This is a genomic window from Cytobacillus sp., assembly GCF_964223445.1.
Classification (GTDB): Bacteria; Bacillota; Bacilli; order Bacillales; family Cytobacillaceae; genus Cytobacillus.
On sequence record NZ_CAXQGS010000093.1, the window covers coordinates 22,407 to 48,790 of the forward strand.

A 26,384-nucleotide genomic window follows, 5' to 3' on the forward strand; every position below is an offset into this window, starting at 1 on the left:
AAACACGTCCTTATTATTTATTACTGACCTAAATACTCTTCTACTTCGTTTTTAACAATGGTGACTTGAGGTCCATAAATAATTTGAACACCCGTTCCTTTTTTCACAATTCCTTTTGATCCAGTCTGTTTAATGACATCATCTTTTACGAGGGAATCATCTTTAACAGTTACCCGGAGACGAGTCGCACAGCAATCAACAATTTCAATATTATTTGTTCCGCCCAATCCTTCTACAATTGTTTTGGCACGGTCTGTAGCTGAAACTTGCTCTGCTGCCTGTTCTTCGTCTTCACGTCCAAGAACTTTGAAGTTCTTTTTTCTGATTAAGAATTTAAACGTAAAGTAGTAAAGGAAGAACCATGGAATACCTACCATCAATACATATGGCCAATTTGTTTTATCGGCACCTTGAAGAATTCCAAATAAGATGAAATCAATAAATCCGCCTGAGAAGGTTTGCCCAACAGTAATATTGAAAATGTCTGCCATCATAAAAGCAAAACCATCGAAAATAGCATGCACTAAATAAAGAAGAGGTGCCACGAATAAGAAGCTAAATTCAAGCGGTTCTGTGATACCGGTCAGGAATGATGTTAACGCTGCTGAAAGCAAAATACCTGCTACCACTTTTCTGTTTTTCTTTTTAGAGCAATGGTAGATGGCCAATGCAGCTCCCGGCAGGCCAAACATCATTGTAATAAAACGGCCTGACATGAATCTGGATACCCCTTCGTAATATTGTTCAGTCGATGGGTCACCCAATTGCGCAAAAAAGATATTTTGTGTACCGCTGACTAATTTTCCGCCAATCTCCAGTGTTCCGCCAAGAGCAGTTTGCCAGAAAGGAAGGTAGAAAATATGGTGCAGGCCAAGCGGTCCAAGCATACGCAGAATAAATCCATAGAAAAGGGTTCCGATTTCCCCTGTGCCTGTAACCACTGATCCAAGCCCATTGATTAATGCCTGGAAATATGGCCATATCACAAATAGAATCGCTCCTACAAAAATCGAAGCAAATGAAACGACTATAGGAATAAAACGAGATCCCCCAAAGAATCCTAACACTTGAGGCAGCTGAATTTTATTGTATTTATTATGCAGGGCAGCTGCTGCAATCCCGACGATAATTCCGCCAAATACACCTGTTTCTAAAGTCTGAATCCCGACAGCCAGCCCTTGACCGGCTCCTGCAAGGTTATCCTTGGCCAGGTCTCCGGTTAATGAAAGCAGCGCACTGATGGTACTGTTCATAACAAAATAACCGATCATGGCTGCTAAACCAGCCGTTGCTTTATCTGAACGTGCTAAACCAATCGCTACCCCTACCGCAAATATGATCGGCAAGTTGGCAAATACGATTGAACCCGCCGCACTCATGATCGTAAAAATGGCCTGCAGCCAGCTGATATCTAAAAATGGATAAGCTGAAACCGTATTCGGGTTAGACAGCGCTCCGCCAATTCCTAATAATAAACCTGCTGCCGGCAAAACGGCTATTGGCAGCATAAACGATTTACCAAATTGCTGTGCCTTTTCAAAAGCTTTTTTCATTGATACTGACCCCCTTTACCTTGATGAGAAGCTTTTCTGCTTTAACCTTCTATCCGTATCATATATTCACAGCTTCAGCAGTTCAATGGGATTGAAACCGTTTTCAATCCTTTTCATCATTCTGCCGTCAACGCTGAAAATACGTTCAATTGCTAAATTGCCTAAAAACATAATTCGAAATTTGGAGGACAGTAAAAGAAAATATAAAATGGGGTTGATTATTTACGGTTAAATCTTCATTCAGCAAGATTATAAAATAGAATTAACCTTGATTCGCCAAATCATATGATGAGCCCCTTCCCCCCAATAATCCTTTAACAAATAATCAGGTTCCCCAAACTTTTTTCTCCAGACCTTTTGTGAATGTTTATATCCTGAATCTAAGCAGAATTCTTCTATTCCTTTATTCCTTAAGGTCAAATAAATTGCTGCCACTAATTGATTGCCTATGCCTTTTTTCTGATAGTCAGGATGCACGAATACTGTGCCCACTTCATAAAGATCTTTAAGTGCCTGATCTGTACATTTTTTTATTAGGTCACTAGCTGGACCGTATTCTATTGATCCAATGATTTTTTCTCCATGTAAAGCAATTAAAAAATACCGTTCTTTACCGCCGCTTTTCATATCACTATTCAGACAGCTTTTCTTGGCTTTAATTTCTTCTTCCATGTCTTTCAGCAAATCTCCAATACCTTCTTTGTGAAACGTATCGGTTACAACCAATCTAAAGAAATTGTTTAGATCTTTTACATCCTCTTCTAATGGTCTTCTTATCATGACACTATTCATTATTAACTTCCTTTCGCGAATCTGACTTACCTGTCCTGTTAGCCCAATAAACTGCAATCCTGTACTTTTGATCAAAAATGCCCCCTGACCAGGGGGCATTTTTATCCAAATCGAAACCTATGGCTATGTATTCATTTTAAGCTGGAGCAGGAAAATTTGTGTTGTTTCCGGCCTGTAAAAATCCCTCTGTTTTACTTTTTACCGAACAGCTCGCCATGGAATCCTCTTGCAACCGGATTGAACTTCCACTCCCCGTTATGCCGGTAAAGATCTGCTGCCACAATCGCTGTTTCAGCAGTAAAATCTTTTCCCAGATCAAATCGAAGGATTTCTTCACCGGTAACTCGGTTCAGGATGTGATATAGGCTTTATTTAATTGCCCGAAATGCTGTCCCTTTTGCTCGGCATCGTTAATCGTCACAGTAAAACTGAGCCTTTCCACATGGGGAGGAACTTTAGAAAGGCGGACCTCAATCTGTTCACTATCGCCGTGATCACTTCCAATCCGACTGTCTCCATGGTAAAGAACACTGCCTTCACCGGCAATCGGATTGTTGTAAAAAACAAAATCCCCTTCTGATTTCACTTTTCCACTTCCTCCAAGCAGGAACACACTCGCATCGAGGTCAAAATCGGTCCCTGATATATCCCAGCCAAGTCCAACCGTAACTCCTGAAGGTCAGGGTGCTTCTTCGTTAAATCGGTCTTTTGCCCCTTTAATAGTGTTACACTCATTTGGATACTTCCTTCCATTTTTGTTTCTTTCAGTCTAGCATATCTCGTATGCGCAAACAGTTAAGAGAAAAATAATAACCCGCCATGAATGACGGGTTCTGGTTTTATGGAATTTAACACAAATTGCTGGCTAAGAGAATGAGATTTAGTCCCCTCCTCCACCGCAGCCTCCACCATTTCCTCCAAAGCCGCCTTCAAAACTATCACAGTTATACGAACTGCTATAGTCTCCAGTATGATGATAGGAAGTATGATTTTTCCCGCTGGCATAAGAACGATTGGATGGTCTGGAACCACCAATAGCGATCATGATAATAAAAAGTAACCCAATTATAATGAATCCTGACATTTCCATCACCCCTTATTTTTATATACGAAAGATGGCTCGTTAGGTTTCAGAAAATTAAATTAAATTAAATGATACATTTATGAGTGTAATAACAGGCAGGTTCTACCGAAAAAACTATTATGATGACTTTGAATAACTAGAAAGAAAGAGGATTTTAAGATGAAAGAAATACTGGTATACAGATATGAAGATGTTATCCATGCCCCGATTGATTTGGTTTTCAAATACGTGGATGATGATGAAAAAATAAAGCTCTGGAATACAATGCTTATCGAAAACATTTACGACAATGAGGAAAATAATCCGGTCCCAGAGCCTGGCACCAAGTTTGTCGCCGTTCAGAAACTGGATAAAAAAATCATCAAAATTGATTCCGAATTGATTGAATATGAAGCTCCCCATAAAGTTGTTATGCACTCTCATTCCAAAGAAGGATTAAGCATTTCAAAGTATCACTTATCAAGAGAACATAACGGAACGCGTCTGATTGTGGAAGCAAGCCTTGTTCCAAGCAACTTCTTCTATAAGCTGACAACCAAACTTTTAGGATGGACAGCTAAATTTGTGTTTGAAGAACAATACCAGAACTTGAAGAGATATGTGGAGAATGAAGTGGATGATGATGAATAAAAAAGGTGTCCTGGAACAGGACACCTTTTACTGTAAAAGCCTATTTACTATTCCTTCTTCACCCATTTATCATCATCATTCTTCTCATATTTCTTCTTCACTGCACTCCAGGCAACCTTAAAGGCCGTTTCTTCCTCGTCATACTCTTCGCTTGCAGAATTAAACGCTTCCTTAAAGATTTCCTGTGCGTGGTGCGGAAGATTATCTTTGACGGAATCAGGCAGATCGCTTAGTTTATCATATGGCATTTTTGCTTCCTCCCCTGCACATGTTCTTATATGTATTTTTCCTGATTATAAGTGTTTTAAACATAGTCTCAGGAATACCTCATGTACAGATATAGCTACTCAGCCGCCTGTCATCCAACTACTCGGGAAGATTAATCAGTTCATCATAATACTCCTGGGGATTGGAAATATGGTTATCAATGAAAAACTTTGCCTGTTCTTTGAACATATCAATGTAAGACTCTCTGCTAATGGCTAAATCCCCTAAATCGGCAGTGTCTCCTTGAACTTGTACTGTACCTGCCTTTACGTCAACAACAACGGTCATATGTATCTTATCCTTGTAAAGAACAGTTCCCGTCACTTGTTGTTTCACTAAATCGACAAAAGAAAATTCATGGCGTACACCTGTTGGTTTAAACAGCGTATAGCCTGCATTTGCTTGATCTTTATAATCACTCATACTTCCACCTCATCATTTCACAATACCCTTGCCATTCAGCCAATTTTCTGCAGTGTCAATAAAGTCAGGTCTCTTCCAGGCAGTAATGGCATGTCTTTCTCCCATCCGTTCAACAAGACTTTGAAAAAACAAATCCCCCAAATAATATCCCAATCGGCTATACCCAAATCTTTCACCGCCGCGGATAGAAAACCATTCAAGAAATATCGCATCTGCTGTTTTTGAAGCATAATCTTCAGCAAATTTCAGCTTGATATCATGATGGTTGGATACTGCGAATTCCAGCCAACCACCACCTTCATTATCGAAGGAAAAATAGACAGACCGGCTTAAACCGGATTCCGTCATTCTGGAAAAATGGGTAGCCGTCCCTTCCTGATACAGCCAGGTAAGAGGGTTTGCCCACCTTATTTTTGCCCAGTCCATCCCCGATTCATTTGAAATAATATTGTGGCAGGCATGTCCAAACTCATGCGCAACTATAGCTTTTAGATGATCGGTTTCTGGCGACAACTTCTCTAAAGCAAAGGTAATATTAGGGATGATCATCCGATGTGTAAAGGCATTCGAACCAAATCCGCCCACGATCAGATTAATTTCAATCGGAAATGAAACCTGATACCCGGCTGAATACTTATCAGCCACTTCTTCGATTACAGGAATAATCTTTCCATGAACGGCATCAATTGCAGGCAGCAAATACTTTGCAATCGATTGCCGGTGCCTTTCTTCGGAGTCGTTACAATGATAGGCAAAATACTCCATAAATACTTCAGGATATTTATCATAGTAGCTTCTTAAGAAATCTACCGAAGGCTGATAGCTGCGCATAAAAAACGGAATGGTATCAATGATTTTCATAGATTAGATCCAATCTTTCACATAAGCCACTAAACCGATCACAGAACCAATTACAGCGCCAAAAAGCACATAATAACGTGTTTCGAGCTGAGCGAGCTTTTTTGTCAAACTAACCCCTCCTGACCTTTGTTCCTATTTTCTACGCTTATTTTTGGAAAAGGTTTCAAGTTTTTGTTAAAGACCCTACTCCTGGATCGGCAGCACCGTCGAATCCTTAATTTCCCTCAGTGCCAGGCTGGTCTGAATCTTCGTAATTCCCAATTCATTCAGCTTCCTGATAAACATCTCCAGCCCCTTGCGATCCTTGCAGGCAACTTTCAATAGATAATCATACTCCCCTGTTAAACAATGACACTCTAAAACTTCCTTCATGGATTCCAGCGTTTTTTCAAGAGATTCCAGTTTTTCAGCCTGGTGCATATTGGTGCTCATGAACACGAAGCATAATAAATCAAAGCCCAGCTTCTCATGGCTTAGAATATCGAATTAATATCATTATACAAAATTATCTTTTGTTTGATTTAAAAAATGTTAAAATTATTCATATAAACAATGTCATTGTGCACAATGGCTCTGAAAAGGAGCTAAATGACGTGAAATATTACCTCCTCCTTCTATTAACAAGTTTTCTTTGGGGCGGAAATTTTATTGTAGGAAAAACGCTTGTTGATCACGGATCCCCTATTACCTTAACCATTTTAAGATGGGCCATCGCCATCATTTGTCTTGTTCCTCTTGTATGGCATAAAGAGAAACGGCTGCTGCCACCCAAAAATGCCATCCTGCCATTATTGCTGATGGGCATCACGGGAGTAGCTTTGTTTCAGGCACTGCAATTCATGGCACTGGAAAAAACATCGGCCACCAGTGTTGGCTTAATCTCTACATTAAATATGTTTTCCATTGCTGCCTTTTCTTTCATTTTTCTAAAAGAAAAAATAAACACACTGCAGTTCATGTCCATGTTCGTTTCATTGTTTGGCGTACTGCTGGTCCTTTCAAAAGGAAGCCTGGAGATGCTGGTTTCGCTGCAGTTTAATAACGGGGACCTTTTTATGATGGCCGCGGTGGGCATGTGGGGAATTTATTCGGTCTGCAGCAAATGGGCCATGTCTTTCGTTACACCTATGATGTCCATCTTATACTCAGGCATATTTGGCCTACTCGTGCTTTTGCCGTTCAACACTGCTGATTTCACCATTACAGATGTCAGTACTTCATTTCTTTTATCCATTCTGTATACGGGTCTGATTTCAACAGTCCTATGCATGGTGCTCTGGAACATCGGGGTCAACCAGCTGGGACCAAGCACTTCCGGCCTGTTCCTAAACTTTAATCCAATTTTCACAGCCATCTTAGCTTTTATCTTCTTAGGAGAGGTTATGAACTGGATACAAGCCATCGGAAGCATCATTGTCATTGCAGGGTGTTTCTTATTCTCGGCACTTAAAACCAGGCCTGGAAAAACAACAATGGGGATTCCCGCAACAGTGTTCATAAGGGAGCCGGTTAAGGAGAGATAAGAGAGCGGGACAGAGGGACAGGTCCCTCGTCCCAGCTGAAAGTTGGGGACAGAATACCTGTCCCCTTGTCCCTTTATCTCCACCCTTCTAAATATTAGTGCGGTATTGAATGTGTTATCAAATAAAAAACCATTAATATACTAAACCCGCATAGCAAAATTAACATCGCATAAAAAACTTTCCTCCATAATCCGCCTATGAAGTAGACACTTACTAAAAAATAATAGATTAGTACACACCCAAAAATAAACAAAAGAAATTCTTTGGTTGATTCCTTTAAAGGCAGCGGCGCCGTCACATTTGTTAAAGCCAATCCCCCGAAAATAAATAGGCCTATACCATATAAAAATTTTTTCAGGCTTACTGCACTTTTATCATTTTGAGTTTTCAAGATCTCCACCCCTCATAAGTAATGGTACGAATTTCCATAGAAAAGGTTTCATTCCCCCCCCCTTTTTTTGCATATTTCAAACGGAGGCAGCATATAAATTAGGTAGCTTATTTAAATAGAGCTCGAAGCAGTTAAGCCACACTAACTGTTTATATATCCGTAATAAGGGGGTGCTGAACACGCAATGCGGTTTGCACCCCCAATTAATATTTCTTCCTTTGAACCCGTTAGCATGTTTACAGGATTTCTTAATACAATTCTTTTAGAGGTGATAAAAAGTGCCAAGAGTACAATATACCGACAGTGACGTGGCTTTAATGGCAAGGATGATGAGGGCAGAAGCCGAAGGTGAAGGAAAACTGGGGATGCTTATGGTCGGAAATGTTATAGTCAATCGAAGAGCGGCTGATTGCCTCGATTTTGTAGGTCTCCGGACAATACCTCAAGTCATATTTCAAGTGCAGGGAGGAAATTACTCTTTTGAAGCCGTACAGAAAGGAAATGTTTTTTACAACAGGGCCAGAGGTGTAGAGAAACGATTGGCTAAACAAACCTTAGACTATTGGAGGCAGCATCCTTCCAAGTTTGCTCTCTGGTATTTCAATCCATATGCTCCATGTCCGCCAACATGGTACGATCAGCCTTTTTCAGGACAATTCAAACAGCATTGCTATTATGAACCCCAAGCTAATACATGTGAAAGTGTTTATAGGTGATCATACCCCCACGTTTAGTGGGGGATAATTTGCCTTCCTTTAGTGTATGTAAATCCCAAAAGAAAGCTCTTAGTTACTATCCACTTTCTCAAGGGCATCCGCATAATAATCATCTATTACCAGCATCGGTTCCTTTATAGCTTCCAGGAGTTTTTCTACATTGACAGATTCCTTTTCCAGTTCTTCGCTAACACTTCTATAAACTGTAATAACCGCTTCTATTCTTTCTGTTTCTTCCTTACTCATACGATATGATTGATTTTCAAGAAACTTATCCGTCATGCCATTTATAAACCCATCAACACGAAATAAGCTATATTGAAGCAAGTTCCAATCAGGTGCATCCTCTCCCATATCAAAAACAGACATGGCAGACAAATAGGAATTGATACTTCTGCTCTCTCCGTTCACAACCCTCCATGAACTATATAACTCGTCTTTAAATTCATCCTCTTTCTCAATAGGTATCTGAACAAATTCCTCAAGCCAGTGGGCCGAATTATCGCCTACTGCAGCTATAAACCTCAAATGTGCATAATTCCTTTCCTGGCTTTGTTTTATATAGTGCCTGTATCCGAGATTTATATAAATGCTATAAACAAAAGCTGACACCATTAATATAAAGAACATTCTCTTAAAATACTTTTTCATTGTCTTCTTCATCAAATCCCCCTCTGCATCTATCGTTCCAAAAAATAAAAAGCCGCCCTCCTGGCAGCTGACTAACTAGCAAAATTGATTAACACTGCTCCCCAATAAAGAAAACTCATAGTAAGAAATACAAATGCAAATGTGGATATAGCTTTTGGCAATTTACCGTATGTATAAATGAATGTACACCCAATTAAAATGTGGATAATAGCAAAAAGGATTAGGTTCATTTTTCCACCTCTTTACTAAATGGTATTAAAAAAAATGGAAAGCAACCCCTGATGGAATAAAACTAGCCGCCATTTTCACGAAAAACTACTTATCAATACAATCGCTTATTCTTACCATTTCAATAAGGAAGCATCCAAAACATACACGCCACCCATAAACACAATCCAAACAAGAACAGGCAACCCTAAAGATTTCAAAGCATTTCTCCAGCCGCCGAATTGCTTGCGCTGCAAAATATAATCCGTAATAAAAAATAACACAGCCGCTGCTAAACTTAATCCAAGCAATATTGATCCAAAAAGCAAGTGCAGGATTAATGAAATATATATTTCCATTACCCTGTTAGTACGATTCGAAATAAAAAAGGCTAATAAGTCACTAACGGCAGAAGTTAATGTGCCATAAACCAAAATGACCGGGAAGCTGTATATAAGATAAAAGGGAATGGATATCATAGCACCCTGAAAGTATTCACCAGCAGAACCAGCTTCTCCAACAAAAGGATCCGTTACAATCAGACCTAACACAATTGCGAACAGAGACCCTGAAATCGATGCAGCTATTACTTTTCTTGCAAACATTTGATTGATGCTCATCTTATTGCCGCTCCTTTTTAGACATACCATCCCTGTTCATTCTATCAACATTTATGTAAAGCGGAAAAATAGTTAAATCCGAAGCACCGTTCCAAAAACCTGCTGTTAACTAGATTTTTTTATTAATTCCTTCCTGTACATATTCGAAACCAATATCCCTCTTCCTCCAAACAAATTGGAATTTTTATAGATTTTTATATCACTTTCTAATATATTACTTTTAGATTCACTTCTTTATGAAGTGGCGAGAGAGTGTAGACAAGGAAGCACCCAATACGGTTATTTTCATGCAGAACTAATGCTGACAGGAAAGAAATCATATGGACAGCCGCAGTGCACAAGACTGTCAGGCAATATAAAACAAAGTGCCTGCACCTGCCTGCTTATATGCAGACCGACACAGGCACTTCCCCGTTTTTATTTAATACCCTTCACAAGCTCTCTCATCGAGTTAAGCTTCGAGGTCAATTCAAAAAACCATTCTTCATCTCCAGTGGAAAGGGCCAGATCGATCAGGAAATGAATCTGTTCTTTGTTGGCTACTTTTGCTGCCGGTATTTTCTTGACCTGTTTGCTCAGCAGCGGAATGATTCTGCCTTCAATGGTTTTATTATCACTTGAAATTACTTTTGTCTTTATAATGCCTTCTTCTAAGGTCTCTATATAGCCAATGATCAGTTCCCCTTCACGGGATTTTCCTTTAATCCAATCTCCCGCTTTTAAAATGGCATTATTGTTGGACATCATTTTTTTCACCTTCTTTAAAGAGATTTTTAAACTGTAATATTTTTTGTTACATTTTAACAAATGGAAAGCATGTTAGCTCCCAATTAATTTTCTCTATAGATCAAATCAACAATATCCTTTAATGTATAGTGCTTTAAATATTCACCTAAATGTTCCTCTGCACCTAAAAAAATGCTAATCAGAACTCTTTGCATATTTGCCCCTACTACACAGGCTTCATTTGATTCCGGACACTTTGGCTGCAGTGCGCCTTCAGAAGTAATCTTATAAATATCCCAAAGATTCACTTCGCTTAAATCCCGGGCAAAAATAAATCCGCCGCCCGTTCCCTCTTTTGATTTAATAAATCCATGTTTTTTTAATAAACTCAGGACTTTTCGGATGCGGACCGGATGGACACCTGCACTTTCAGAAATCGCATCGCTCGTTGACATGCGATCCAGCTGCAGGGCGAGATAAGTTAGACTGTGAATGGCAAGAGTAAAATCGCTATTCATGGCCGGCCTCCTATGTTTTCTGGTGCTGTACTGTAAGACTAAGTGTTACAGATTGACTTGTCAAGAATTTACAGGCTGGTGCTGTCTAGTTAGCCAATCTTTGCAGTTCATTGTATGAAAACGTACGAAACTTCCGTGGAAGGAAGCTGCGAATTTCGTCCTCGTTAAAGCCGACCTGAAGTCTTTTTTCATCCAGAATAATCGGTCTGCGAAGCATTTGCGGATTATCAATAATCAATTGATATAACTCTTTTAGCGGCATGGAATCAATATTCACGTTTAACTCCTGGTAAGCTTTTGATTTATTTGAAATAATCTCCTCAGTCCCATTTTCTGTAAGACGAAGAATTGATTTAATTTCATCCACTGTAAGCGGATCTGTAACAATATTCCGCTCAACATACTCTATTTGATGCTCCTCAAGCCATGCACGGGCCTTCCGGCAGGAACCGCAGCTTGATGATAAGAATAAATTCACCATTAAAAACACTCCCTCTATTGATTTCGTCTTTATAAAAATGTAATAATAAAAATTACAGTTAGCACAAAAATAAAGCTGCATTTATTAATACTGCAGGATATACTGTAATAATAATATTTACAGTTGCAAAAGTCAATATGCACTTTTACTAAATCCTGCAGCCGATAATATTCTAAAGAGCTGATATAATATTACATATCTCATTTTTACTAAAAGGATGTTTCAATTGGATTGGAAACCTGATAGAAAATCAAAAACACCTATTTATAAGCAGCTGGCGATTTATATAGAAAACGGAATAGCAGATGGCACCTTCCCCCCAGACAAACAGCTGCCCTCAGAAAGAGGATTAGCAAAACAGTTTGATATCAATAGAAGCACAGTTGTTGCTGCATATGATGAACTGGAGTCAAACGGGATCGTTGAACGAAATCGGGGAAGCGGTACGATGGTCAGCAAGGATATCTGGGGAATGGCCAAAAGACGTATTCCAAGCTGGAACCGATATATTGAAGCAGGCTCCTTTTTGCCCAACTTACCAGTCACACAAAGGATCCATAAAGAACTGACAGAGACAAAACTGATCAACCTGGCCAGCGGGGAACTCTCTCAGGACCTCTTTCCTTTGGCTTCGCTAAGAAAGATTACTTCCAATCGCTCTTTTATCGGGACACTGGGGTACGATCACCCACAGGGAAATGAAATTCTGAGAAAAGCACTGGCTGAACATGTAAAAGAGTTCCGGGACATCGAGACCAGCCCTTCTTCCATACTTATTACATCCGGTGCCCAGCAGGCCCTGCATCTAGTCGTCCAATGCCTCTTAAAACCCGGGGACTCTGTTGCCATCGAGGATCCCTCTTATCACTACAGCCTGCCAATCTTTAAATCAGCCGGAGTCAAAACTTATTATTTAAAGACAGGCAAGGATGGAATAAATCCTGATGATATCATAGCCTTATATAAAAAGCATCGAATTAAGATGATCTTTTTAAATCCTATTTTTCAGAACCCAACAGGAACATTGCTTCCTGAAGACAGGCGCAGAAAAATCCTTGAATTATCCTCTGAATACGGGATTCCGGTGGTGGAAGATGATCCTTACAGCCTAACACCCTTTACCGGTGAAAAAATGAATACACTCAAATCCCTGGACCGCAACGGCATTGTTTTATATATAAGCTCTCTGACCAAAGTTGTCGCTTCCGGGCTTAGAATCGGCTGGATCATTGGCCCCAGACCGGTAATTGAGCGGCTATCAGACGCCAAGCAGCAGGTGGATTTCGGCCATGGAAGCTATTCTCAATGGATTGCGAATGATTTTATTGAGTCCGCAGGCTTTGAGTCACATTTAAAATTTCTGACCAGGCAATTGGAACAGCGGAGAAATCAAATTGTTTCGAGCCTGGATTTTTTCCTGAAAAACAAAGTGGAATTCAGCATACCGCAGGGTGGAATTCATCTTTGGTGCCGGATCAAAAAAGAGCACAATGAAAATCAGCTGCTTGAAGAATCAATTAAACGGGGTGTCATCTACGTTCCTGGAACAACCATGGGATCTGAAAAAGGATTTGTGCGTTTTACGTTTGGCAGGGAAAATGAAGAAAACATCCATGAAGGGATTAAGCGGTTTGCTGAGGCTCTGAAAAATCTCGAATAATGAAAGAACGCCTGATTTTCAGGCGTTCTTTCATTATAAATAGAAATCTTCCATTCATTTAATCCACATATCTGCTTATCCAATTCACACCTCCACAGAGTCACACATAAAATTATGATGTCACAGTTCTGCAGGACTCAAAAAGTGTTTATTTTATTCTGAATGAATGGAGGAGCTGTCATGACGAAATCTGGTTTTGTTCCCGATAATACAAACATAAAGAAAACAAGCGGAACCCCTAATCTTTTTTTTGACTCAAGGGATAATGTTTTTTTCGAGAGAGACCCTGACAATATTGCTTATGAGGTTACTTCCACGCAAATGCCGGCCATGGTGGGCGGAGCTTTTGTAGACCTCTACCTTACAAAAGGACATATTCGGGAACCGCATTGGCACCCCAATGCCTGGGAACTGGATGTGGTGGTTTCAGGTGAAGCGATTATTTCAATTGTTGATCCTGATACGAAAAAACTGCACAATTATCGAGCTAAGCAGGGCCAAGTCGTCTTCATCCCAATGGCTTGGTGGCATTGGATTAGACCTGCATCAGAGAAATTGCATCTCCACCTCTTTTTTAACAATGATCAATTTGAAACGGCAGAAGGGTCTGATACACTGCGCCTGACTCCGCCAGAAGTTTTCCAGATGGCCTATGGTGTGGATTCCATTAAAATAGCAGATGCCCTCACACCAATTAAAGAATCTGTGGTAATTGGGCCCCCTGCAAAGAGAGAGCCTTCAGAACCTATTACAAAATACTTAAATCCAGATTGTACAAACAGAAAAAATGATAAAATATCCATAAATATCAATCATAAATCTATTGATTTTTAAAAGGATCCAAGGGTATGGAAAATCCATGCCTTTTTTAATGATTAGTGCATCTCCTAATCCGATTTCTATGATTACATTAAATACTTAATTCATAATGGTAAAATTGCTCATCTCGCTTAAACCCGATTTTTTCATAGAGTCTTTGTGCAGAGAAATTATCAGGAGCCGTACTCAGGCTGAGACTTACCGCCCCTGTTTCAGCAGCGAGTTCTTTTGCCTTGTCTATAAGCATTTCCCCTATTCCCTGTTTTCTTGCCTCTGCATCCACATACAAGTCATTCAGGATCCAGGCCCTTTTCATAGATATAGATGAAAAAGTTGGGTAAAGCTGAGTAAATCCAAGATAATTTCCTTCCTTCTTTACTACATATATGACAGAGTCTTTCTTTTCTAAGCGCTCTTTTATATACTCGGCTGCTGCTTCCATATCCGGTGCTTGCTTATAAAACACACGGTATAAATTAAATAAAGCGGAAACCCCTTCTAAATCGTTCATTGAAGCTTGGTAAATTTCCATATTCATAACCACCTTTATAGCATTAATTAAGTAATTATATAAATATTAACAAATATTTGTAAACTCAATATGTTCATAAAATGAAAAAAGCCCCAATCTCTTAGGGCTTACTTCCCGCTCCACCGAAAGAACCGCACAGCAAGTACAACAGACACAATCCCAATCCCTATCAAAACAGCAGCTTCAAACCCATATTCCGTAATAGGCGCTTCCGTCCAGGTTCCCCTGAGCAATTGAATCACATAATAAAGCGGAAGGATTTTAGCTGCATATTGCAGGACTGTCGGCATCATCTCAAGAGGAAAGGTCGCTCCTGAAAGGAACAGCATCAGATTCAGGAATAAGGAGCTGATGGCTGCTGCAGACTGTGCATTTTTAGCTAAGGATGTAAGGAATAAAGCAAACGGAAAAAAAGCCAGAATGCTGATCAGCAGTGAGAGCAGCGTACTTCCGATAAAAGCTGGCAGGGTCAAATCATAGAGAAGCATGCCAAAGACCATTAGCAGCAATGCGGATATGGCAAAGATGACGGTCCCTTGAAAGGTATGGGCGGCGAGGATTTTCCAAGGCTGAAGCGGAGTCGACTGATATCTTCTCAATACGCCTGTTTCCCGGTAATTGGTTAAGACAGTTCCCAGTGTAAAAAAGGAAGTGGTCACAATATTGACGCCAATCCATGAAGGAACAAAGTATTCCGCAAAAGCCTTTTGGCTCATGTTGTCTCCCACAAACATGGAACCGAACAGCCAAATCATGACTACTGGAAACAGGAACGTCCAGAACATACTTAGCCGGTCCCTAAAGAACATTTTCGTTTCAAGGCTGGCGAGCTTTACAATTGCATTCATCCGATTTTCTCCTTTTCTAAGTACTGGACAAATAAATCATCGAGTGAGCCCTTCTCAAACTTAAAGCCAGCCAGACGTATCCCCTTTTCCTGACAGTGAGTGAAAATGTGATAAGCTGTTGTCTGCTGATCATCGCAGTACACTTTGAATTCGTCCAGATTATTTTCCACTCGTTCAACACCAGGAAGGGAATTTAAATATTCCCGGCTAAGGCCGGCACTCGTAAAAGCCAGGCAGCCACCAGCCCCTTCATTTAGCAGCTCACGTGGTGCATCCAGTGCTTTCAATTGGCCGCTGTAGATCATTGCCACCCGATCACAAAGCTGCTCAGCTTCTTCCATATAGTGTGTGGTCACGACAATGGTGCTTCCCCGTTCCCTTAACAGCCGGATTAATGACCACATTTCCCTCCTTGCTGAAGGATCCAGCCCCATGCTCGGTTCATCAAGAAAAAGAATCTCTGGTTCGTGCAGGGTGGCTAAGGCGAGCGTTACCCGCTGTTTCCAGCCGCCGGACAGGTCATCAAACTTTACGTTCATTTTTTCTCTCAAACCAAGCAAGTCTATTAAATAATCTTTTTGCGTCGGGCCTTCATAAAAGGAAGAAAAGAGATCCAGCGCTTCTTTTACTTTCATTTTCTTCTGAATGGATGTGGCTTGAAACTGCACGCCGATTTTTTTGTTTAATTCACGCAGCTGCTTGCTTGGCACAAGACCAAGCACTTCGACTTCCCCCCCGCTCGGAACTGAAATCCCCTCAAGTATTTCAAGTGTTGTCGTTTTTCCTGCTCCGTTCGGTCCTATAATTCCGAAGATTTCCCCTTTATAAACGGTAAAAGAAAGATTCTTTATCGCCCGGGTGGCACCAAAATTTTTAGATAAATTTTTTACAGAAATGACACTTTCCATCCGGATCCTCCTTTAATCTTTATATAATCAGTATAGGGCTGTCATTTCCAAAATTCACCAATTGCAATGCGACACGCAGGATGAGTATGATAAGATGCACATATTAGCCTCCGACTTGCAAATTTCATTATCAGTCAGTGAAGGCTGTTTTAAAAAATAATGCCTGCACCACTTATGTTAAAGTGAACAGGCATTTTTTCTATTTGATAGAAGCTGCAATTTCCAATGTCCTTAGTGCTCCCTCGGCTTTCTCAATCTTATAGACGGTTCGTTCCTCCTGCCAGACGAGCATTTGATTCCGGGAATGCTCACTGATTGTGTCAAATTTGCCGGTTCCATACATCTTAGGAGGCGGCAGCGTACTGCTTTCTAAGAATTCAACTACTTTTTTGGAGTCAGTCAGGAGATTATCAGGATCTTCTGTTCGTGCCCGTGATGTAAATGCCCATCTTCCCTCATTCCAGCTAAGGTATACGGAACCGGCACCTGCATCCTGGTAGCCTATGATGGAATATCCAAGATCAACCGGATTTCCGCCGATCTCCTCAAAATTCTGGTATGAAATTTGTTCAGATGCAGCTTCATTGCTGTCAAAATTCTGTCCAGACAGAACGGCTAGAATAGAGTCGTCACTCAACTGATCCAATTTAGCATTGTTTATAGGAATTACATCTTCTGTCTGAAAGAAAATAACTTGGTAAGAATCTCGATCAGAGACGGTCTTGGCTGTTAAATGATATCCCTGGTTCACGTTCAGCGTATCAGGCATCTTAATTGGAACATCCGTGCTCAATTGCTTTTCCGTTTCAGCTATTACTTCCTCAGGAGTTAATGCTCGCTCGTGAGCTTCTTCGTGATTTTCAGTCTCCGTGTTTCCAGTTTCCTGATTGCTGCTCTGGACTTTTCCATCGTCTGTTTGTTCCGTCATGGCAGGTTCACTGGTGCAGGCTGAAAGAATAATCAGGAAAGCGGCAATACTAATTGCCTTAATCTTCATGAATCCTCACCTCAAAAACTGTTTTCCCTTATGTCTATTTGCGAAACGCCCATGATATTCTTCTCGTATGGCATAGCCGCCTGTATGACCGTTTTTGCACTTACAATTCGTAATTGCACACCCTCATTCGAGGCACTCCAGATCCTTATTCAGCTTCTTCGATTCGTTTTTAAAGTATAGATAAAATCCGATCCAGCCAATCGCGTAAACCAATAGTGAGATTGCAAGATAAATGAAAAAGTTCTTTACTCCGATCGGAATCCAGCCAATCCAAAGCCCTAATGTGAAATAAACAATCGTGACGGTAAGATAATGCAGGGCAGTCTGCATGGGCAGGCGAAGTGAGCGGATTTCAAAATAAAGCGGAGTAACCGTAAACAGCCAGCCGCTGATAATAAAGCCCAATGCATTTATGATAAACTTTTGCCCATCTAACGTGGGTTGACCGCCGAAATAAATTAAGGCTATAGCTGCCGCTGTAGAAATGAATCCCCCAAAGAATATGCCGATCATGCTTCTGTACAAAAATGCCCTCACTTCGTATCCCTCCTGTTCATTCTTAAAATTTCCTTTATCCGTCCCACATAATGGCGTGAAGCATACTCCTTCTCCCCCGATTTAAAGTGAACACAGAGTGTTCCGTTAAAGGATGGCTCAAAATGGCTCATGGCGTAAAGGTTCGCTATGACTGACTTGGATATCCTGATAAAACGGTGGGAAGGGAGGGATTGTTCAAGTTCATAAAGTTTTTCCTTTACTTTAAAAGTTCCTTCTGAGGTGGCGGCTGTTACTGTGTCTCCTTCTGAACGGAAATAATGAACTTCATCAGGCTTTATTAAGTGCTGATTCTCTCCATCCTTTCCGACAATCAGTCCGGTTTCATTCTTTTTGAGGTACTCGAGGATTTCCTGGATAGCCGGGGTGATTTCTTTGCAATGGATTGTCACCGAGGTTTCTTCGTTGCGCGGGTCGATGTCGAGTACGATTTTCATGAAGGACGCTCCTCCTTTCCATCAGCTTTATAAATTTAGTATAGATGGCTAATTTCCAATTGTCACCAGAATTAAGGCAGCATGCAAGATCAGCATGGTAAGCAGCAGTTAATTACATCCCTCCTGCAGACATAAAAAAGCCTAAATCACTCTGGATCTAGGCGTCAATTTAATGTTCTTATTTTAACCGGCCTTAATTGCCAGTGAACTGCTTTGAAGGCTATCAGAAATCAGGCTGTATGCTATGACCTTTTTTCCGCGCTGTTTCACCACATCAATTCGGTCCTTATAGCTATATACGAACAGCGTGTCCTCTTTTTCCAGAAACTCGATAACTATAGGTGTTCCACTGATCTCCGGCCGTAAAAAAAGCTGTTCCCTGCCAGGGTGGATATAATGTTTCTTAATAAATATTCCTTCATTGAACTGATTGATAAACTGAAGTTTCTCCTCATCTTCCAGCCTACTATCACCAATTGTGACTGTAACCTCTTTTTCATCAAGCCTGGAATGAGTTTCAAATTTCCGAATCAGCCAATTAACCGTGCCTGTCGGCATACAGGTCAGCACGATTTTCAGCAGACTAACGAGAATAATAGGAACCACTACTGCCCATGTCATCTTTTTTCATCTCCATCTGTATTTAGATCAGCCAAATATAAATTCCTAGAGAAGCTAATCCGATAAAAATAATTACCACATATATTAAGGTTAAATTGGTTGTGTTCCGTTTTGTTGAACTTCCATAGTTCTCGTCAGCCTTGCCTGTCAGCAGCAAAGTCGAAACCACAGCAAAAATTAAAATAATTAGAACCAGCCCAAGCATTATTCCCATGCTGCGCACCTCTTCTTTTACATATTAATAAACTTCTATAAGTAAATAATATCGCATACTAGCCAATAATTAACCATCCACTTAGATCTAAATTTAACCATCCACTTTAACCATATAAAAATGCCGCTCACAGCTTATAATGGGTACAGCATACTATTCTTGGATTCTGCTTATCAGGCATAGCATCTGGCAGCTCGTTCACGGCTAGTACTTTAAAATAGCTGACAGTATAGTTTTTTGAGTAGAATATGGAAAAATTATGTTATTATTATCAAAGACTATTTTTAAGCGGGGATAATAATGAAAAAGATAATAAGGTTGATCATGGGAATTAGCTTTCTTTCTTACTTATGTGCCTTAACCGTATTACTGTTCTTTATATCGAGAGGATATTGGTCAGACATGCCTTTAATGGAATATATGAAGCATTCCTCAAACTTTGTGCCCTTTAAAACAATTAATGGGTATGTGATGGCAATTCCCAATGGAAGCATGAATTTAATCATTCCTATAAAAAACCTAGCCGGTAATGTGGCTGCATTTTTGCCAATGGGAATTTTTCTGCCCTATTATATTAGAAGGCTAAACAGACTTAAGTCATTTACAATTACCATGACTGTCATGATCCTTAGTGTGGAAATTATTCAGCTGGTCTCAAGAAGAGGCAGTTTGGATATTGATGACTTTATTCTAAATATCATTGGAGCTTTAATAGGGTTTGGATTATGGAAAGCCATGACAGCCCGGAAAGCAAGGAAAAATGCAGTGAACGTATAATAAATGCCTGTCTAACTGATATAGACAGGCATTTCCATTATCTTGCTTTATTAAAAATTAATCTAATCAGCTGCAGCCCATTTATTGCTAGCATAATTACAGCCAAAATTGTTAAAAGCGAGATATCCGGTGCAAAGACAGAGACAGAATGCCAAGGAGAAGATGTGCTGGATGTGAAAAGAGGGATTAGTGCAGCTGACAGGCCAATAAAAATCAGCCCTAAGAAAAGTCCCGTCCCCTTTTTTAAAAACTTCCGGGTTCGGAATCTTTTCCATAAATAGATTGCAAGAATTACTAGCAGCAATACACATCCCAGCAAAATGTATTGTATGGTCAAACTATGATTAGGTACTTTTTCAGGCTCATCGCCATTTAATAGACTAATAATATGATCCTTCAGATAGTAAAGTCCATCTTCCTCTAAAATATGATTCTTATTTGTCAGAATCACGCCGCCCCAGCCGGTATCCGGAATATAAAAGACTTCTGCATGCGAATCAGGGGTAGAACCAGAATGCCAGATCATTTCTTTGGGAGTATCAGGGCCTGATATGCGTATTCCTAAGCCATAATATCGGTCCTCTCCTGTTTGTACCTGAGGAGTCATAAATAAATCCAGTGTTTTTTCACTGATAAAATGATCTGGCCCTTTCCCGCTCAATAATTTTACAAATTGGGCCATATCTGCAGAGCTGGCCGTAATGTAACCGTAAGGCGCCCCGGCATTATCATAGGCTACGGAACTTTTCACCGGCATCCCAATCCAGGATTGATAACCGCTAAAGTATCCTCTCTTATAAGCTCCCTCTTTATTGGCTGCAGCATTTTTCATCCCTAAAGGCTGAAAGATCTGCTGTTCCATATACTCTGCATAGGACATTCCTGTTAGTTCTTCAAGAATCGCACCCAAAATTAAGAAATTGGCATTGCTGTATTGATGCTTCTCACCAGGCTCAGCAGTCAGTTCAACTTCTGACAATTTCTTGACTTGATTCTTAATATCATTCCTGCCTGTAAACTCTTTATCTGATAGTGCAAGCCCGTCATAGGTACTCAACCCGCTTGTTTGCGCGAGCAATTGCTCCACTGTTATTTCGGCAGCTTTCCCATTTTTCAGTTTAAACCAGGGAAGATATTCTTGAATGCTGGCATCCAGACGGATGGTTCCATTATCAGCTAATTTCATAATGGCCATTCCCGTTAATGATTTGCTTATGGAGCCAATCGTAAAAGGAGTTTGTTCTGTAACATCCTCCTCTGATTCTCCAGTAACGCCCCATGAATGTGAAAAAAACAGCTCATTATTATGAACGATGGCAACTGAAGCTCCTGGAACTTGATATTCTACCAGGTAATCCTTAATTGCCTTCTCAATTTTTGCTTCGATGCCTTCTTCAGCTGAAGCCGAGTTTACAAGCAAATAACTAAATGAAGTGAACAAGAAAAGAACCAATAATATCTTTAATAAACTGGACGGCAAGACTGCCATATAACCTCTCCCTCTGCCAGTGTTCTTGATTAACGGTTTGTCCCGTTGCTGGGATGCTAAAAAATATCTATAGGCACATTCCCTTTCTTGATTTCATCTTACCTGTATTTGGAAATCTATATAATGAGCGTCAGCTTTATTTTCAAATAGGACTTGAGACGCAGTAGAAGATCGGACTCTTTTCATCAAAATAGATAACATGGAAAATAATGCAGGTTAATGTGGAATGATGGAGGATACACATGGGGCAGGGAAACAAATAACGAGACTGCAGTGCTTAGATTTCTTTTGCCTATAGAACTGATGGAATGATGATTTTACTATTCCATACCAGCTGCGAACCTTACTGCCTTTTTTTTCATTTATTGCTCTCCTTCTTTTTCAAACACAACCACGTTATTTAGTACATGCACTGATTGGGTGCCTATGCATACTTTATCTGAGAAATTCAATTTCACAAAAGGACTGAGCAGCAATGGTTAAATATTTGGATTACACCTCTCCGTCTTTAAATTACTTTTTTGATGTAAACAAAAGCAATCTGATGAAAAAAGATAACCGGAATTTAATAAATGTTTTGGGCATTCAGCAATTAAACACGCTGGAAGATGTCTCGCTTCTGGACATCTATCTTAGCAAAAATAATGTAATAGAACCTCATTATCACCAAAACGCTGCTGAATTGGTTTATTGCATATCCGGAGCTGCAACGGTTTCATTACTTAATCCATTTACAAAACAAATCCTGAACTATTACATTACACCCGGGCAAGTAGCCAATGTCCCTCAGGGCTGGTGGCATTATGAGGTAGCTAATACCGACAGCACTCATCTGCTGGCCATTTTTAATGCTCCTTCTCCTGAAGTCATCCTGGGATCTGACATTCTAAAATTAACACCTTCAAATATAATGGCGCACACTTATTGTATGGATGCAAAGCAATGGAAGAAGACCGTAGCACCTGTCCAGCCTTCAACCTTTATCGGACCGGCAAAAGACTGCAGCAGAAATGCTAATAGCCCTGAACCAAACCAGCAATATCAATACACCCAGCAATATTTCCCTCAGCACATGTATTATTATTGATGGTTTCACAGGCATGGAAATTACCATGCCTGCCTTCTTAGATTCTCTTAGCATATACAAGTCTTTCGCTTAACCCCAACCCGGTCCTTCGACTCCACCTTCTCAATATATTCCTTTGCCAAAGGAACTTTACAGGCAGAGTTTCCGACGTCTACATGCACTTTTCCGATATGTTCAGCGACATTCTTCGCTTCCGCATTCAGGTCCGGTACATAAGAGCCCACTGAGATGACAAAGCCATTCATCACATACCGTACTCGGTTTTTTTCCTCATGAATGGTATTTTTAACTTTACTCAATAATGCTTTTATTTCGCTGACATCCAGCTGATTATCAGATGTGATTGATACATAATTGGAATAAGTGCTCCAGCCGCAGACCGAAACCATTTCATCCTCTGATTTGATCCACTCCCGGGCCAGTTCAAGAGCATAATCACTTTCCGCTGCCACCTGGGCAACTGTATACTCCGCAGCCATGTACCAATATGCCTTTTCAGCCCATTCCTGTAAAGTCTCCTTTGTCATAAGCCTCGGATTGACAGATAGTCCTGCCAAATACATCGCATCATGATTTCCTGATTCATATAATTGCAGTGCCAGGCCATGATCCTTCTTTGCAAACTTCACAAGCTTTTTTAAATCTCCAACCTTCACGCCAAAAAAGGGCTCCTTCGCCCCGTGATTCATAAAGATCCGCTTCGTCTTCTCTGTACCAAGCTCCTCAAGCTTTTGCATGATTTCTTCGTAAGTCATATTCTCTCTCCCTTTCAAATAGCCACCTCTTCATTATGGACCTTGATCATTAATATTAAGCAGGAACTTTGAGTGATTCTCAGATTAGCCTCCTATTTACTCAATTAATTCCTCTACAAAGCTGAATTGAACTATATACAAAATAAAATAGGCTACAACCGAAGAGCTGATGCCCATTAAGTTCATTAACGAGGTGACATCATTCTTTTGGTTCATAGATCCATCCTTATCTCCAGGTCTGTGGGCTGCTTCTTAAAAGGAGTTTTATACTCTTTGAAAATAAACTCCAGCCCGGATATATCATCTGGCAGAGGAGGAGATACAACGAAATTGTGATTGATATGTCCGCTTGAACCTCCTCCGCCCGTTTCTCTTGTATCATATTCACCACTTATTTCAAGACTCCAGAAACTATGACGAAAAAACCGATCTCTTTCATCTTCTGCGTCAGCTTCCCAATCAATATTAAAATTCACAACACTCGAATTCTCATATTGACGAATAAAGTTGACTGAGTATATAGACTTTTCTTTCTCAACTGACCTCGAAATCGGGATATACTTCTGGAAATTTACAGGCTCGACCTGCGGGCGGAAATGCTCATCATTTTCAAGCAGTCCGAATAATGACCTTAGATAATCCTCATAAAGGCCATACTTTTCTGCCCAATCCGAAATCACTTCAAGCCGCGGATACCCAGGGTTATCAGATAATTCCTTCCGCTGCTTCAGCAAAGAACAGATCTTCTCGTCAATGGATAACAGTCTTTCATCATAATGCTCTGCAGGTCTTTCAAACGGCATTCTTTTCACCCTAACTCCTCCTTCGTGCTACTGATAATTTTTTAAATACTGCCCCTCTTGAAAAATCCTTTCCGCATTCAAGGCTGTCCACTCTTCCGGAGTAGTAGCCGGATGCAGTTTGAGATAAGATTCTATCATCTTATAGCCTTCACTGTAGCCATAATGACGGGGAAGGGCCTGACCGCCCATTAAGATCTCCAGAGAGCGATTTAGATCATATGTATCCAGATCCCCTTCAATTTTGGCCCAAAAAGTTTTATTAAACATTGGGTCCACATGAGAAAAGGTGATATCTGGATAAACGAGTTTTTCAAACATCACAGCTTTCCCTTCAAAAATGAGAGTATCCAGCACAGAAAAAGACATACCCATCTTTAAGTGTTTCTCAGTCCAGATACTGTGATGATATTCATGCGCTATGCCTGCTCTAATCATATCTTCTGTGTAAAATTCATTGTAAAAGACAGTAATCTTTCCAGCTCCTGCCGCGACCATTGTATTGGCATCTCCGGGATGTGAAGGAAAAACGCAAACTGCTGTTTCATTCTCCGAAGGTAAATAATCTGAGGATTTAAAAAGTGCTTCCATAATGACAGCATTTGTTTTTTCTTCATCGATTTCGTTCAGAACTTTCGTAATTGAATCAGGGTTTTCAGGAGTCCAATTCAGCAGGCTATCTACCATGTGGAGGTGTTCTCCGTCCTTAAAGCAGGTGCTGTAGACATTATTTATTATATTATTCTGATAAACTTCACCGGCAGCTTCAGGATTTTTTTCGAGCTGATCAATCAGAGAAGTATATAGCTTATAAGCGTGTACGACTTTGTATTTCTGTTTTGTCTCCGGATGTTCAAATGAATAAACAATCTGTTCTTCAACTTGGTTTTCATCAGGTACATTGCTCGATTTATCCTTTTCGGAACAGGAAGCCAATGTGAACAGTATCGTCAGCATCACTATAAATCTTGAAAAACACAAAACTCTTTTCAAACCAACCCCTCCTGATCAAATATTCCTAAATTAATTTTACCATAATATGGACATTCACTAGGTGACTCTCATAAAAAAACCTGCCCTCATTTACGGAGGCAGGCAGCATAAATCCCTGGACTTCACTCATCTTTATGCAAACATAAACCATTCCATAGCTATCAGATGTGACAGGTGTCTCCATCCAATCGCTAAATACATGGACAATCCCCATTCCGTTATTCAATAGAAGCCGTTCCATTCTCTAGGTAAAACATACCGCAGGGCTCTTTATCATATAAAATTGGATCATTATATACTTCTGTATTATTCATAGTATCCCGATTTATTTCTCCTTTCTATCTTCAAATGAAGTTTCACTTCTGGCTTCAATTTTATAGGGTTCCTTGCTGCTTTTCCCCACCAGCCCATAATCCAAGTCATCAATTGGGGTATAGTTACTGCCTGATATGTCTCTTCTGGACTTAAACATCCGAAAAAGAATATATATCAGCAAACCTATTACTGCAGTTAATAAAATATAGCGCACTCTGCCACCTCCTAACCGTTATTTCTTATATATCGATAGAAACAGTTTTTCACCCCAACACCATCCAAATACTGTAAATTAAATACTAACCTATCTAAACCCACTTTTCTTCTAAAATTTAAGTGGATTTTCAATAAACTAAAAAACTCACACCAAAAATAGTAAAAACACTTAGATTATTTTGTTGCATTTTTTACAAAAAAGGATAATTTTAAGTCATAAAGAATAATATGTTACATCTGCTGAATTGATGGCAGACCTTATAGCGAGAGAATATGTTATGGAAAAAGGGGATTGAAACATATGCAAAAGTATAGAAGGAGAAACACGCCAGCTTTTACATTTTTAGCATACTTTACACTGATTGCCGGTGTTGGTCTGTTTCTTATCGGACTTTACAATGCTGATATGGAGCTTAATGAAAAAGGGTACTACATTGCCGTCATGCTTCTGGTGGCGGTCGGGTCCATTTTGACTCAGAAAGTGACACGGGACAATGCCGAAGATGCGGAAATCATGGCAGAGCAGGAGCGCAGATCAGCTAAAATTGAACAATAATACACAAGCTCAGAAATGCTTCTGGGCTTTTTCTTTTTATTAAATAAAATGTGTTGACTTTAACACTTAAAAGCGTTTAAGATATAAAGCATCCTAATACTTAAATGCTTTGAAGGAATTGAAGTAGTGGTATCCTCCCTGTTACAGAGAGCTGGTGGTGCTGAAAACCAGTACAAAGGAGATCATGAATTACGTTTCTGGAGCTTCTTATTTCTTTTCTGAAATAAGACGGTTTAGCCGTTATTCTGTGAAGTGGTAAGTTATATACTTACAATCAGGGTGGTACCGCGAATAAATTCGTCCCTGCTGAATGAAAATTCAGCAGGGACTTTTTATATCCATTAGATCGGAAGAGCGTCGTG

General features: G+C 40.1%; 32 protein-coding genes, 2 pseudogenes and 1 other annotated feature. Of the genes and pseudogenes, 8 read left to right on the forward strand and 26 right to left on the reverse strand.

The genetic code is table 11. The features are described from left to right. Positions 1–20: 20 nt before the first annotated feature. The 4 genes and pseudogenes from ACEQ1T_RS17185 to ACEQ1T_RS17200 form a co-directional block, all read right to left on the reverse strand. A complete protein-coding gene (locus ACEQ1T_RS17185; RefSeq protein ID WP_206845083.1) occupies positions 21–1,553 on the reverse strand; it encodes a maltose/glucose-specific PTS transporter subunit IIC in 1,533 nt (510 codons plus the stop codon). Positions 1,554–1,802: 249 nt separating this feature from the next. Further along, positions 1,803–2,345 (reverse strand): GNAT family N-acetyltransferase, encoded by a 543-nt coding sequence (locus ACEQ1T_RS17190; RefSeq protein WP_206845237.1) that lies wholly within the window; start codon positions 2,343–2,345, stop codon positions 1,803–1,805. A 191-nt stretch (positions 2,346–2,536) separates the two neighbouring features. Then, positions 2,537–3,080, reverse strand: a pseudogene (locus ACEQ1T_RS17195) (TerD family protein). A gap of 145 nt (positions 3,081–3,225) precedes the next feature. Further along, positions 3,226–3,429 (reverse strand): hypothetical protein, encoded by a 204-nt coding sequence (locus ACEQ1T_RS17200; protein WP_370223915.1) that lies wholly within the window; start codon positions 3,427–3,429, stop codon positions 3,226–3,228. A 159-nt stretch (positions 3,430–3,588) separates the two neighbouring features. On the opposite strand from ACEQ1T_RS17200, the gene ACEQ1T_RS17205 reads away from it, so the two are divergent. Continuing rightward, positions 3,589–4,059 carry an SRPBCC domain-containing protein gene (locus ACEQ1T_RS17205; protein ID WP_370223917.1) on the forward strand — a complete coding sequence of 157 codons (471 nt, stop codon included), beginning with the start codon at positions 3,589–3,591 and terminating at the stop codon, positions 4,057–4,059. A 47-nt stretch (positions 4,060–4,106) separates the two neighbouring features. Here ACEQ1T_RS17205 and ACEQ1T_RS17210 read toward each other — a convergent pair whose 3' ends face one another. The 4 genes and pseudogenes from ACEQ1T_RS17210 to ACEQ1T_RS17225 form a co-directional block, all read right to left on the reverse strand. Beyond that, positions 4,107–4,307, reverse strand: coding sequence for a ChaB family protein (locus tag ACEQ1T_RS17210; RefSeq protein WP_206845090.1), 201 nt, complete (start codon positions 4,305–4,307; stop codon positions 4,107–4,109). Positions 4,308–4,425: 118 nt separating this feature from the next. Next, positions 4,426–4,749: a hypothetical protein gene (locus ACEQ1T_RS17215; protein WP_206845091.1), complete on the reverse strand. Its 324-nt coding sequence runs from the start codon at positions 4,747–4,749 to the stop codon at positions 4,426–4,428. A 12-nt stretch (positions 4,750–4,761) separates the two neighbouring features. Next, the gene (locus ACEQ1T_RS17220) at positions 4,762–5,610 is read right to left on the reverse strand and encodes a hypothetical protein (RefSeq protein ID WP_370223918.1); all 849 of its coding nucleotides are present in this window, start codon (positions 5,608–5,610) and stop codon (positions 4,762–4,764) included. A gap of 183 nt (positions 5,611–5,793) precedes the next feature. Beyond that, positions 5,794–6,090: pseudogene (locus tag ACEQ1T_RS17225) on the reverse strand (Lrp/AsnC family transcriptional regulator); the annotation flags it as partial. Positions 6,091–6,203: 113 nt separating this feature from the next. Between ACEQ1T_RS17225 and ACEQ1T_RS17230 the strand changes: the two are divergent. Further along, positions 6,204–7,133, forward strand: coding sequence for a DMT family transporter (locus ACEQ1T_RS17230; RefSeq protein ID WP_206845095.1), 930 nt, complete (start codon positions 6,204–6,206; stop codon positions 7,131–7,133). Positions 7,134–7,802: 669 nt separating this feature from the next. Further along, entirely contained in the window at positions 7,803–8,240 is a 438-nt protein-coding gene (locus tag ACEQ1T_RS17235) for a cell wall hydrolase (RefSeq protein ID WP_009335446.1), read from the forward strand. A 69-nt stretch (positions 8,241–8,309) separates the two neighbouring features. On the opposite strand, the gene ACEQ1T_RS17240 is transcribed toward ACEQ1T_RS17235, so the two are convergent. From ACEQ1T_RS17240 to spxA, 5 genes are all read right to left on the reverse strand, one after another. Beyond that, positions 8,310–8,903, reverse strand: a complete 594-nt coding sequence (locus tag ACEQ1T_RS17240) for a hypothetical protein (protein WP_370223920.1) — start codon at positions 8,901–8,903, stop codon at positions 8,310–8,312. Between the two features lie 329 nt (positions 8,904–9,232). Beyond that, positions 9,233–9,718, reverse strand: a complete 486-nt coding sequence (locus tag ACEQ1T_RS17245; RefSeq protein WP_370223921.1) for a hypothetical protein — start codon at positions 9,716–9,718, stop codon at positions 9,233–9,235. A 417-nt stretch (positions 9,719–10,135) separates the two neighbouring features. Beyond that, a complete protein-coding gene (locus ACEQ1T_RS17250; RefSeq protein ID WP_370223923.1) occupies positions 10,136–10,465 on the reverse strand; it encodes an IDEAL domain-containing protein in 330 nt (109 codons plus the stop codon). An 83-nt stretch (positions 10,466–10,548) separates the two neighbouring features. After that, complete coding sequence (locus ACEQ1T_RS17255) at positions 10,549–10,962, reverse strand: Rrf2 family transcriptional regulator (protein ID WP_370223924.1); 414 nt, start codon at positions 10,960–10,962, stop codon at positions 10,549–10,551. Positions 10,963–11,047: 85 nt separating this feature from the next. After that, on the reverse strand, positions 11,048–11,443 hold the full coding sequence (spxA, locus tag ACEQ1T_RS17260; RefSeq protein WP_370223926.1) for a transcriptional regulator SpxA: 396 nt from the start codon (positions 11,441–11,443) through the stop codon (positions 11,048–11,050). Between the two features lie 226 nt (positions 11,444–11,669). Here spxA and ACEQ1T_RS17265 point away from each other — a divergent pair, with 226 nt between their 5' ends. Together ACEQ1T_RS17265 and ACEQ1T_RS17270 are read left to right on the forward strand one after the other, a co-directional pair. Next, positions 11,670–13,103, forward strand: a complete 1,434-nt coding sequence (locus ACEQ1T_RS17265; RefSeq protein ID WP_370223927.1) for a PLP-dependent aminotransferase family protein — start codon at positions 11,670–11,672, stop codon at positions 13,101–13,103. Positions 13,104–13,283: 180 nt separating this feature from the next. Continuing rightward, complete coding sequence (locus tag ACEQ1T_RS17270) at positions 13,284–13,937, forward strand: cupin domain-containing protein (RefSeq protein WP_370223928.1); 654 nt, start codon at positions 13,284–13,286, stop codon at positions 13,935–13,937. A gap of 76 nt (positions 13,938–14,013) precedes the next feature. Here ACEQ1T_RS17270 and ACEQ1T_RS17275 read toward each other — a convergent pair whose 3' ends face one another. The 8 genes from ACEQ1T_RS17275 to ACEQ1T_RS17310 all read right to left on the reverse strand — a co-directional run bounded on the left by ACEQ1T_RS17275 (position 14,014) and on the right by ACEQ1T_RS17310 (position 19,034). Then, on the reverse strand, positions 14,014–14,454 hold the full coding sequence (locus ACEQ1T_RS17275; protein WP_370223930.1) for an N-acetyltransferase family protein: 441 nt from the start codon (positions 14,452–14,454) through the stop codon (positions 14,014–14,016). A 107-nt stretch (positions 14,455–14,561) separates the two neighbouring features. Further along, on the reverse strand, positions 14,562–15,302 hold the full coding sequence (locus ACEQ1T_RS17280) for an ABC transporter permease (protein WP_370223932.1): 741 nt from the start codon (positions 15,300–15,302) through the stop codon (positions 14,562–14,564). Then, positions 15,299–16,210, reverse strand: coding sequence for an ABC transporter ATP-binding protein (locus ACEQ1T_RS17285; protein ID WP_370223934.1), 912 nt, complete (start codon positions 16,208–16,210; stop codon positions 15,299–15,301). Before ACEQ1T_RS17285 ends, ACEQ1T_RS17280 begins: the two co-directional genes overlap by 4 nt. Before the next feature lie 199 nt (positions 16,211–16,409). Continuing rightward, a complete protein-coding gene (locus ACEQ1T_RS17290; RefSeq protein ID WP_370223936.1) occupies positions 16,410–17,207 on the reverse strand; it encodes a hypothetical protein in 798 nt (265 codons plus the stop codon). A 123-nt stretch (positions 17,208–17,330) separates the two neighbouring features. Continuing rightward, positions 17,331–17,744 carry a DUF3021 domain-containing protein gene (locus ACEQ1T_RS17295; RefSeq protein ID WP_061791884.1) on the reverse strand — a complete coding sequence of 138 codons (414 nt, stop codon included), beginning with the start codon at positions 17,742–17,744 and terminating at the stop codon, positions 17,331–17,333. After that, entirely contained in the window at positions 17,741–18,199 is a 459-nt protein-coding gene (locus ACEQ1T_RS17300) for a LytTR family DNA-binding domain-containing protein (RefSeq protein ID WP_370223938.1), read from the reverse strand. Before ACEQ1T_RS17300 ends, ACEQ1T_RS17295 begins: the two co-directional genes overlap by 4 nt. Positions 18,200–18,382: 183 nt before the next feature. Next, positions 18,383–18,820 carry a YfmQ family protein gene (locus ACEQ1T_RS17305; RefSeq protein WP_370223940.1) on the reverse strand — a complete coding sequence of 146 codons (438 nt, stop codon included), beginning with the start codon at positions 18,818–18,820 and terminating at the stop codon, positions 18,383–18,385. Positions 18,821–18,842: 22 nt separating this feature from the next. After that, the gene (locus ACEQ1T_RS17310; protein WP_206845126.1) at positions 18,843–19,034 is read right to left on the reverse strand and encodes a hypothetical protein; all 192 of its coding nucleotides are present in this window, start codon (positions 19,032–19,034) and stop codon (positions 18,843–18,845) included. Positions 19,035–19,334: 300 nt separating this feature from the next. Between ACEQ1T_RS17310 and ACEQ1T_RS17315 the strand changes: the two genes are divergently transcribed. Next, positions 19,335–19,811: a VanZ family protein gene (locus ACEQ1T_RS17315; RefSeq protein ID WP_370223942.1), complete on the forward strand. Its 477-nt coding sequence runs from the start codon at positions 19,335–19,337 to the stop codon at positions 19,809–19,811. 37 nt (positions 19,812–19,848) lie between these two features. Here the strand turns inward: ACEQ1T_RS17315 and ACEQ1T_RS17320 are convergent, their stop codons facing one another. Beyond that, positions 19,849–21,300 carry a serine hydrolase domain-containing protein gene (locus tag ACEQ1T_RS17320; RefSeq protein WP_370223944.1) on the reverse strand — a complete coding sequence of 484 codons (1,452 nt, stop codon included), beginning with the start codon at positions 21,298–21,300 and terminating at the stop codon, positions 19,849–19,851. A 475-nt stretch (positions 21,301–21,775) separates the two neighbouring features. On the opposite strand from ACEQ1T_RS17320, the gene ACEQ1T_RS17325 reads away from it, so the two are divergent. Beyond that, complete coding sequence (locus tag ACEQ1T_RS17325; RefSeq protein WP_370223946.1) at positions 21,776–22,387, forward strand: cupin domain-containing protein; 612 nt, start codon at positions 21,776–21,778, stop codon at positions 22,385–22,387. 47 nt (positions 22,388–22,434) lie between these two features. Here ACEQ1T_RS17325 and ACEQ1T_RS17330 read toward each other — a convergent pair whose 3' ends face one another. From ACEQ1T_RS17330 to ACEQ1T_RS17345, 4 genes are all read right to left on the reverse strand, one after another. Then, positions 22,435–23,142 (reverse strand): DNA alkylation repair protein, encoded by a 708-nt coding sequence (locus tag ACEQ1T_RS17330; protein ID WP_370223948.1) that lies wholly within the window; start codon positions 23,140–23,142, stop codon positions 22,435–22,437. 212 nt (positions 23,143–23,354) lie between these two features. Next, positions 23,355–23,954, reverse strand: coding sequence for a hypothetical protein (locus tag ACEQ1T_RS17335; protein ID WP_206845132.1), 600 nt, complete (start codon positions 23,952–23,954; stop codon positions 23,355–23,357). An 18-nt stretch (positions 23,955–23,972) separates the two neighbouring features. Beyond that, positions 23,973–24,935, reverse strand: coding sequence for a DUF2268 domain-containing putative Zn-dependent protease (locus tag ACEQ1T_RS17340; protein WP_370223950.1), 963 nt, complete (start codon positions 24,933–24,935; stop codon positions 23,973–23,975). Positions 24,936–25,260: 325 nt separating this feature from the next. Continuing rightward, entirely contained in the window at positions 25,261–25,464 is a 204-nt protein-coding gene (locus tag ACEQ1T_RS17345; RefSeq protein ID WP_370223951.1) for a hypothetical protein, read from the reverse strand. Between the two features lie 303 nt (positions 25,465–25,767). Here ACEQ1T_RS17345 and ACEQ1T_RS17350 point away from each other — a divergent pair, with 303 nt between their 5' ends. Then, the gene (locus ACEQ1T_RS17350; protein ID WP_009335475.1) at positions 25,768–26,022 is read left to right on the forward strand and encodes a YiaA/YiaB family inner membrane protein; all 255 of its coding nucleotides are present in this window, start codon (positions 25,768–25,770) and stop codon (positions 26,020–26,022) included. A 100-nt stretch (positions 26,023–26,122) separates the two neighbouring features. After that, positions 26,123–26,330 (forward strand) — a binding site (T-box leader). Positions 26,331–26,384 lie beyond the last annotated feature (54 nt).

What these genes read in the sequence shown, in the direction of transcription:
- ACEQ1T_RS17185 (WP_206845083.1), bottom strand. Translation starts at nt 1,553, where the DNA reads ATGAAAAAAGCTTTTGAAAAGGCACAGCAATTTGGTAAATCGTTTATG.
- ACEQ1T_RS17190 (WP_206845237.1), bottom strand. Translation starts at nt 2,345, where the DNA reads ATGAATAGTGTCATGATAAGAAGACCATTAGAAGAGGATGTAAAAGAT.
- ACEQ1T_RS17200 (WP_370223915.1), bottom strand. Translation starts at nt 3,429, where the DNA reads ATGTCAGGATTCATTATAATTGGGTTACTTTTTATTATCATGATCGCT.
- ACEQ1T_RS17205 (WP_370223917.1), top strand. Translation starts at nt 3,589, where the DNA reads ATGAAAGAAATACTGGTATACAGATATGAAGATGTTATCCATGCCCCG.
- ACEQ1T_RS17210 (WP_206845090.1), bottom strand. Translation starts at nt 4,307, where the DNA reads ATGCCATATGATAAACTAAGCGATCTGCCTGATTCCGTCAAAGATAAT.
- ACEQ1T_RS17215 (WP_206845091.1), bottom strand. Translation starts at nt 4,749, where the DNA reads ATGAGTGATTATAAAGATCAAGCAAATGCAGGCTATACGCTGTTTAAA.
- ACEQ1T_RS17220 (WP_370223918.1), bottom strand. Translation starts at nt 5,610, where the DNA reads ATGAAAATCATTGATACCATTCCGTTTTTTATGCGCAGCTATCAGCCT.
- ACEQ1T_RS17240 (WP_370223920.1), bottom strand. Translation starts at nt 8,903, where the DNA reads ATGAAGAAGACAATGAAAAAGTATTTTAAGAGAATGTTCTTTATATTA.
- ACEQ1T_RS17245 (WP_370223921.1), bottom strand. Translation starts at nt 9,718, where the DNA reads ATGAGCATCAATCAAATGTTTGCAAGAAAAGTAATAGCTGCATCGATT.
- ACEQ1T_RS17250 (WP_370223923.1), bottom strand. Translation starts at nt 10,465, where the DNA reads ATGATGTCCAACAATAATGCCATTTTAAAAGCGGGAGATTGGATTAAA.
- ACEQ1T_RS17255 (WP_370223924.1), bottom strand. Translation starts at nt 10,962, where the DNA reads ATGAATAGCGATTTTACTCTTGCCATTCACAGTCTAACTTATCTCGCC.
- spxA (WP_370223926.1), bottom strand. Translation starts at nt 11,443, where the DNA reads ATGGTGAATTTATTCTTATCATCAAGCTGCGGTTCCTGCCGGAAGGCC.
- ACEQ1T_RS17270 (WP_370223928.1), top strand. Translation starts at nt 13,284, where the DNA reads ATGACGAAATCTGGTTTTGTTCCCGATAATACAAACATAAAGAAAACA.
- ACEQ1T_RS17275 (WP_370223930.1), bottom strand. Translation starts at nt 14,454, where the DNA reads ATGGAAATTTACCAAGCTTCAATGAACGATTTAGAAGGGGTTTCCGCT.
- ACEQ1T_RS17280 (WP_370223932.1), bottom strand. Translation starts at nt 15,302, where the DNA reads ATGAATGCAATTGTAAAGCTCGCCAGCCTTGAAACGAAAATGTTCTTT.
- ACEQ1T_RS17285 (WP_370223934.1), bottom strand. Translation starts at nt 16,210, where the DNA reads ATGGAAAGTGTCATTTCTGTAAAAAATTTATCTAAAAATTTTGGTGCC.
- ACEQ1T_RS17290 (WP_370223936.1), bottom strand. Translation starts at nt 17,207, where the DNA reads ATGAAGATTAAGGCAATTAGTATTGCCGCTTTCCTGATTATTCTTTCA.
- ACEQ1T_RS17300 (WP_370223938.1), bottom strand. Translation starts at nt 18,199, where the DNA reads ATGAAAATCGTACTCGACATCGACCCGCGCAACGAAGAAACCTCGGTG.
- ACEQ1T_RS17305 (WP_370223940.1), bottom strand. Translation starts at nt 18,820, where the DNA reads ATGACATGGGCAGTAGTGGTTCCTATTATTCTCGTTAGTCTGCTGAAA.
- ACEQ1T_RS17310 (WP_206845126.1), bottom strand. Translation starts at nt 19,034, where the DNA reads ATGGGAATAATGCTTGGGCTGGTTCTAATTATTTTAATTTTTGCTGTG.
- ACEQ1T_RS17315 (WP_370223942.1), top strand. Translation starts at nt 19,335, where the DNA reads ATGAAAAAGATAATAAGGTTGATCATGGGAATTAGCTTTCTTTCTTAC.
- ACEQ1T_RS17320 (WP_370223944.1), bottom strand. Translation starts at nt 21,300, where the DNA reads ATGGCAGTCTTGCCGTCCAGTTTATTAAAGATATTATTGGTTCTTTTC.
- ACEQ1T_RS17325 (WP_370223946.1), top strand. Translation starts at nt 21,776, where the DNA reads ATGGTTAAATATTTGGATTACACCTCTCCGTCTTTAAATTACTTTTTT.
- ACEQ1T_RS17330 (WP_370223948.1), bottom strand. Translation starts at nt 23,142, where the DNA reads ATGACTTACGAAGAAATCATGCAAAAGCTTGAGGAGCTTGGTACAGAG.
- ACEQ1T_RS17350 (WP_009335475.1), top strand. Translation starts at nt 25,768, where the DNA reads ATGCAAAAGTATAGAAGGAGAAACACGCCAGCTTTTACATTTTTAGCA.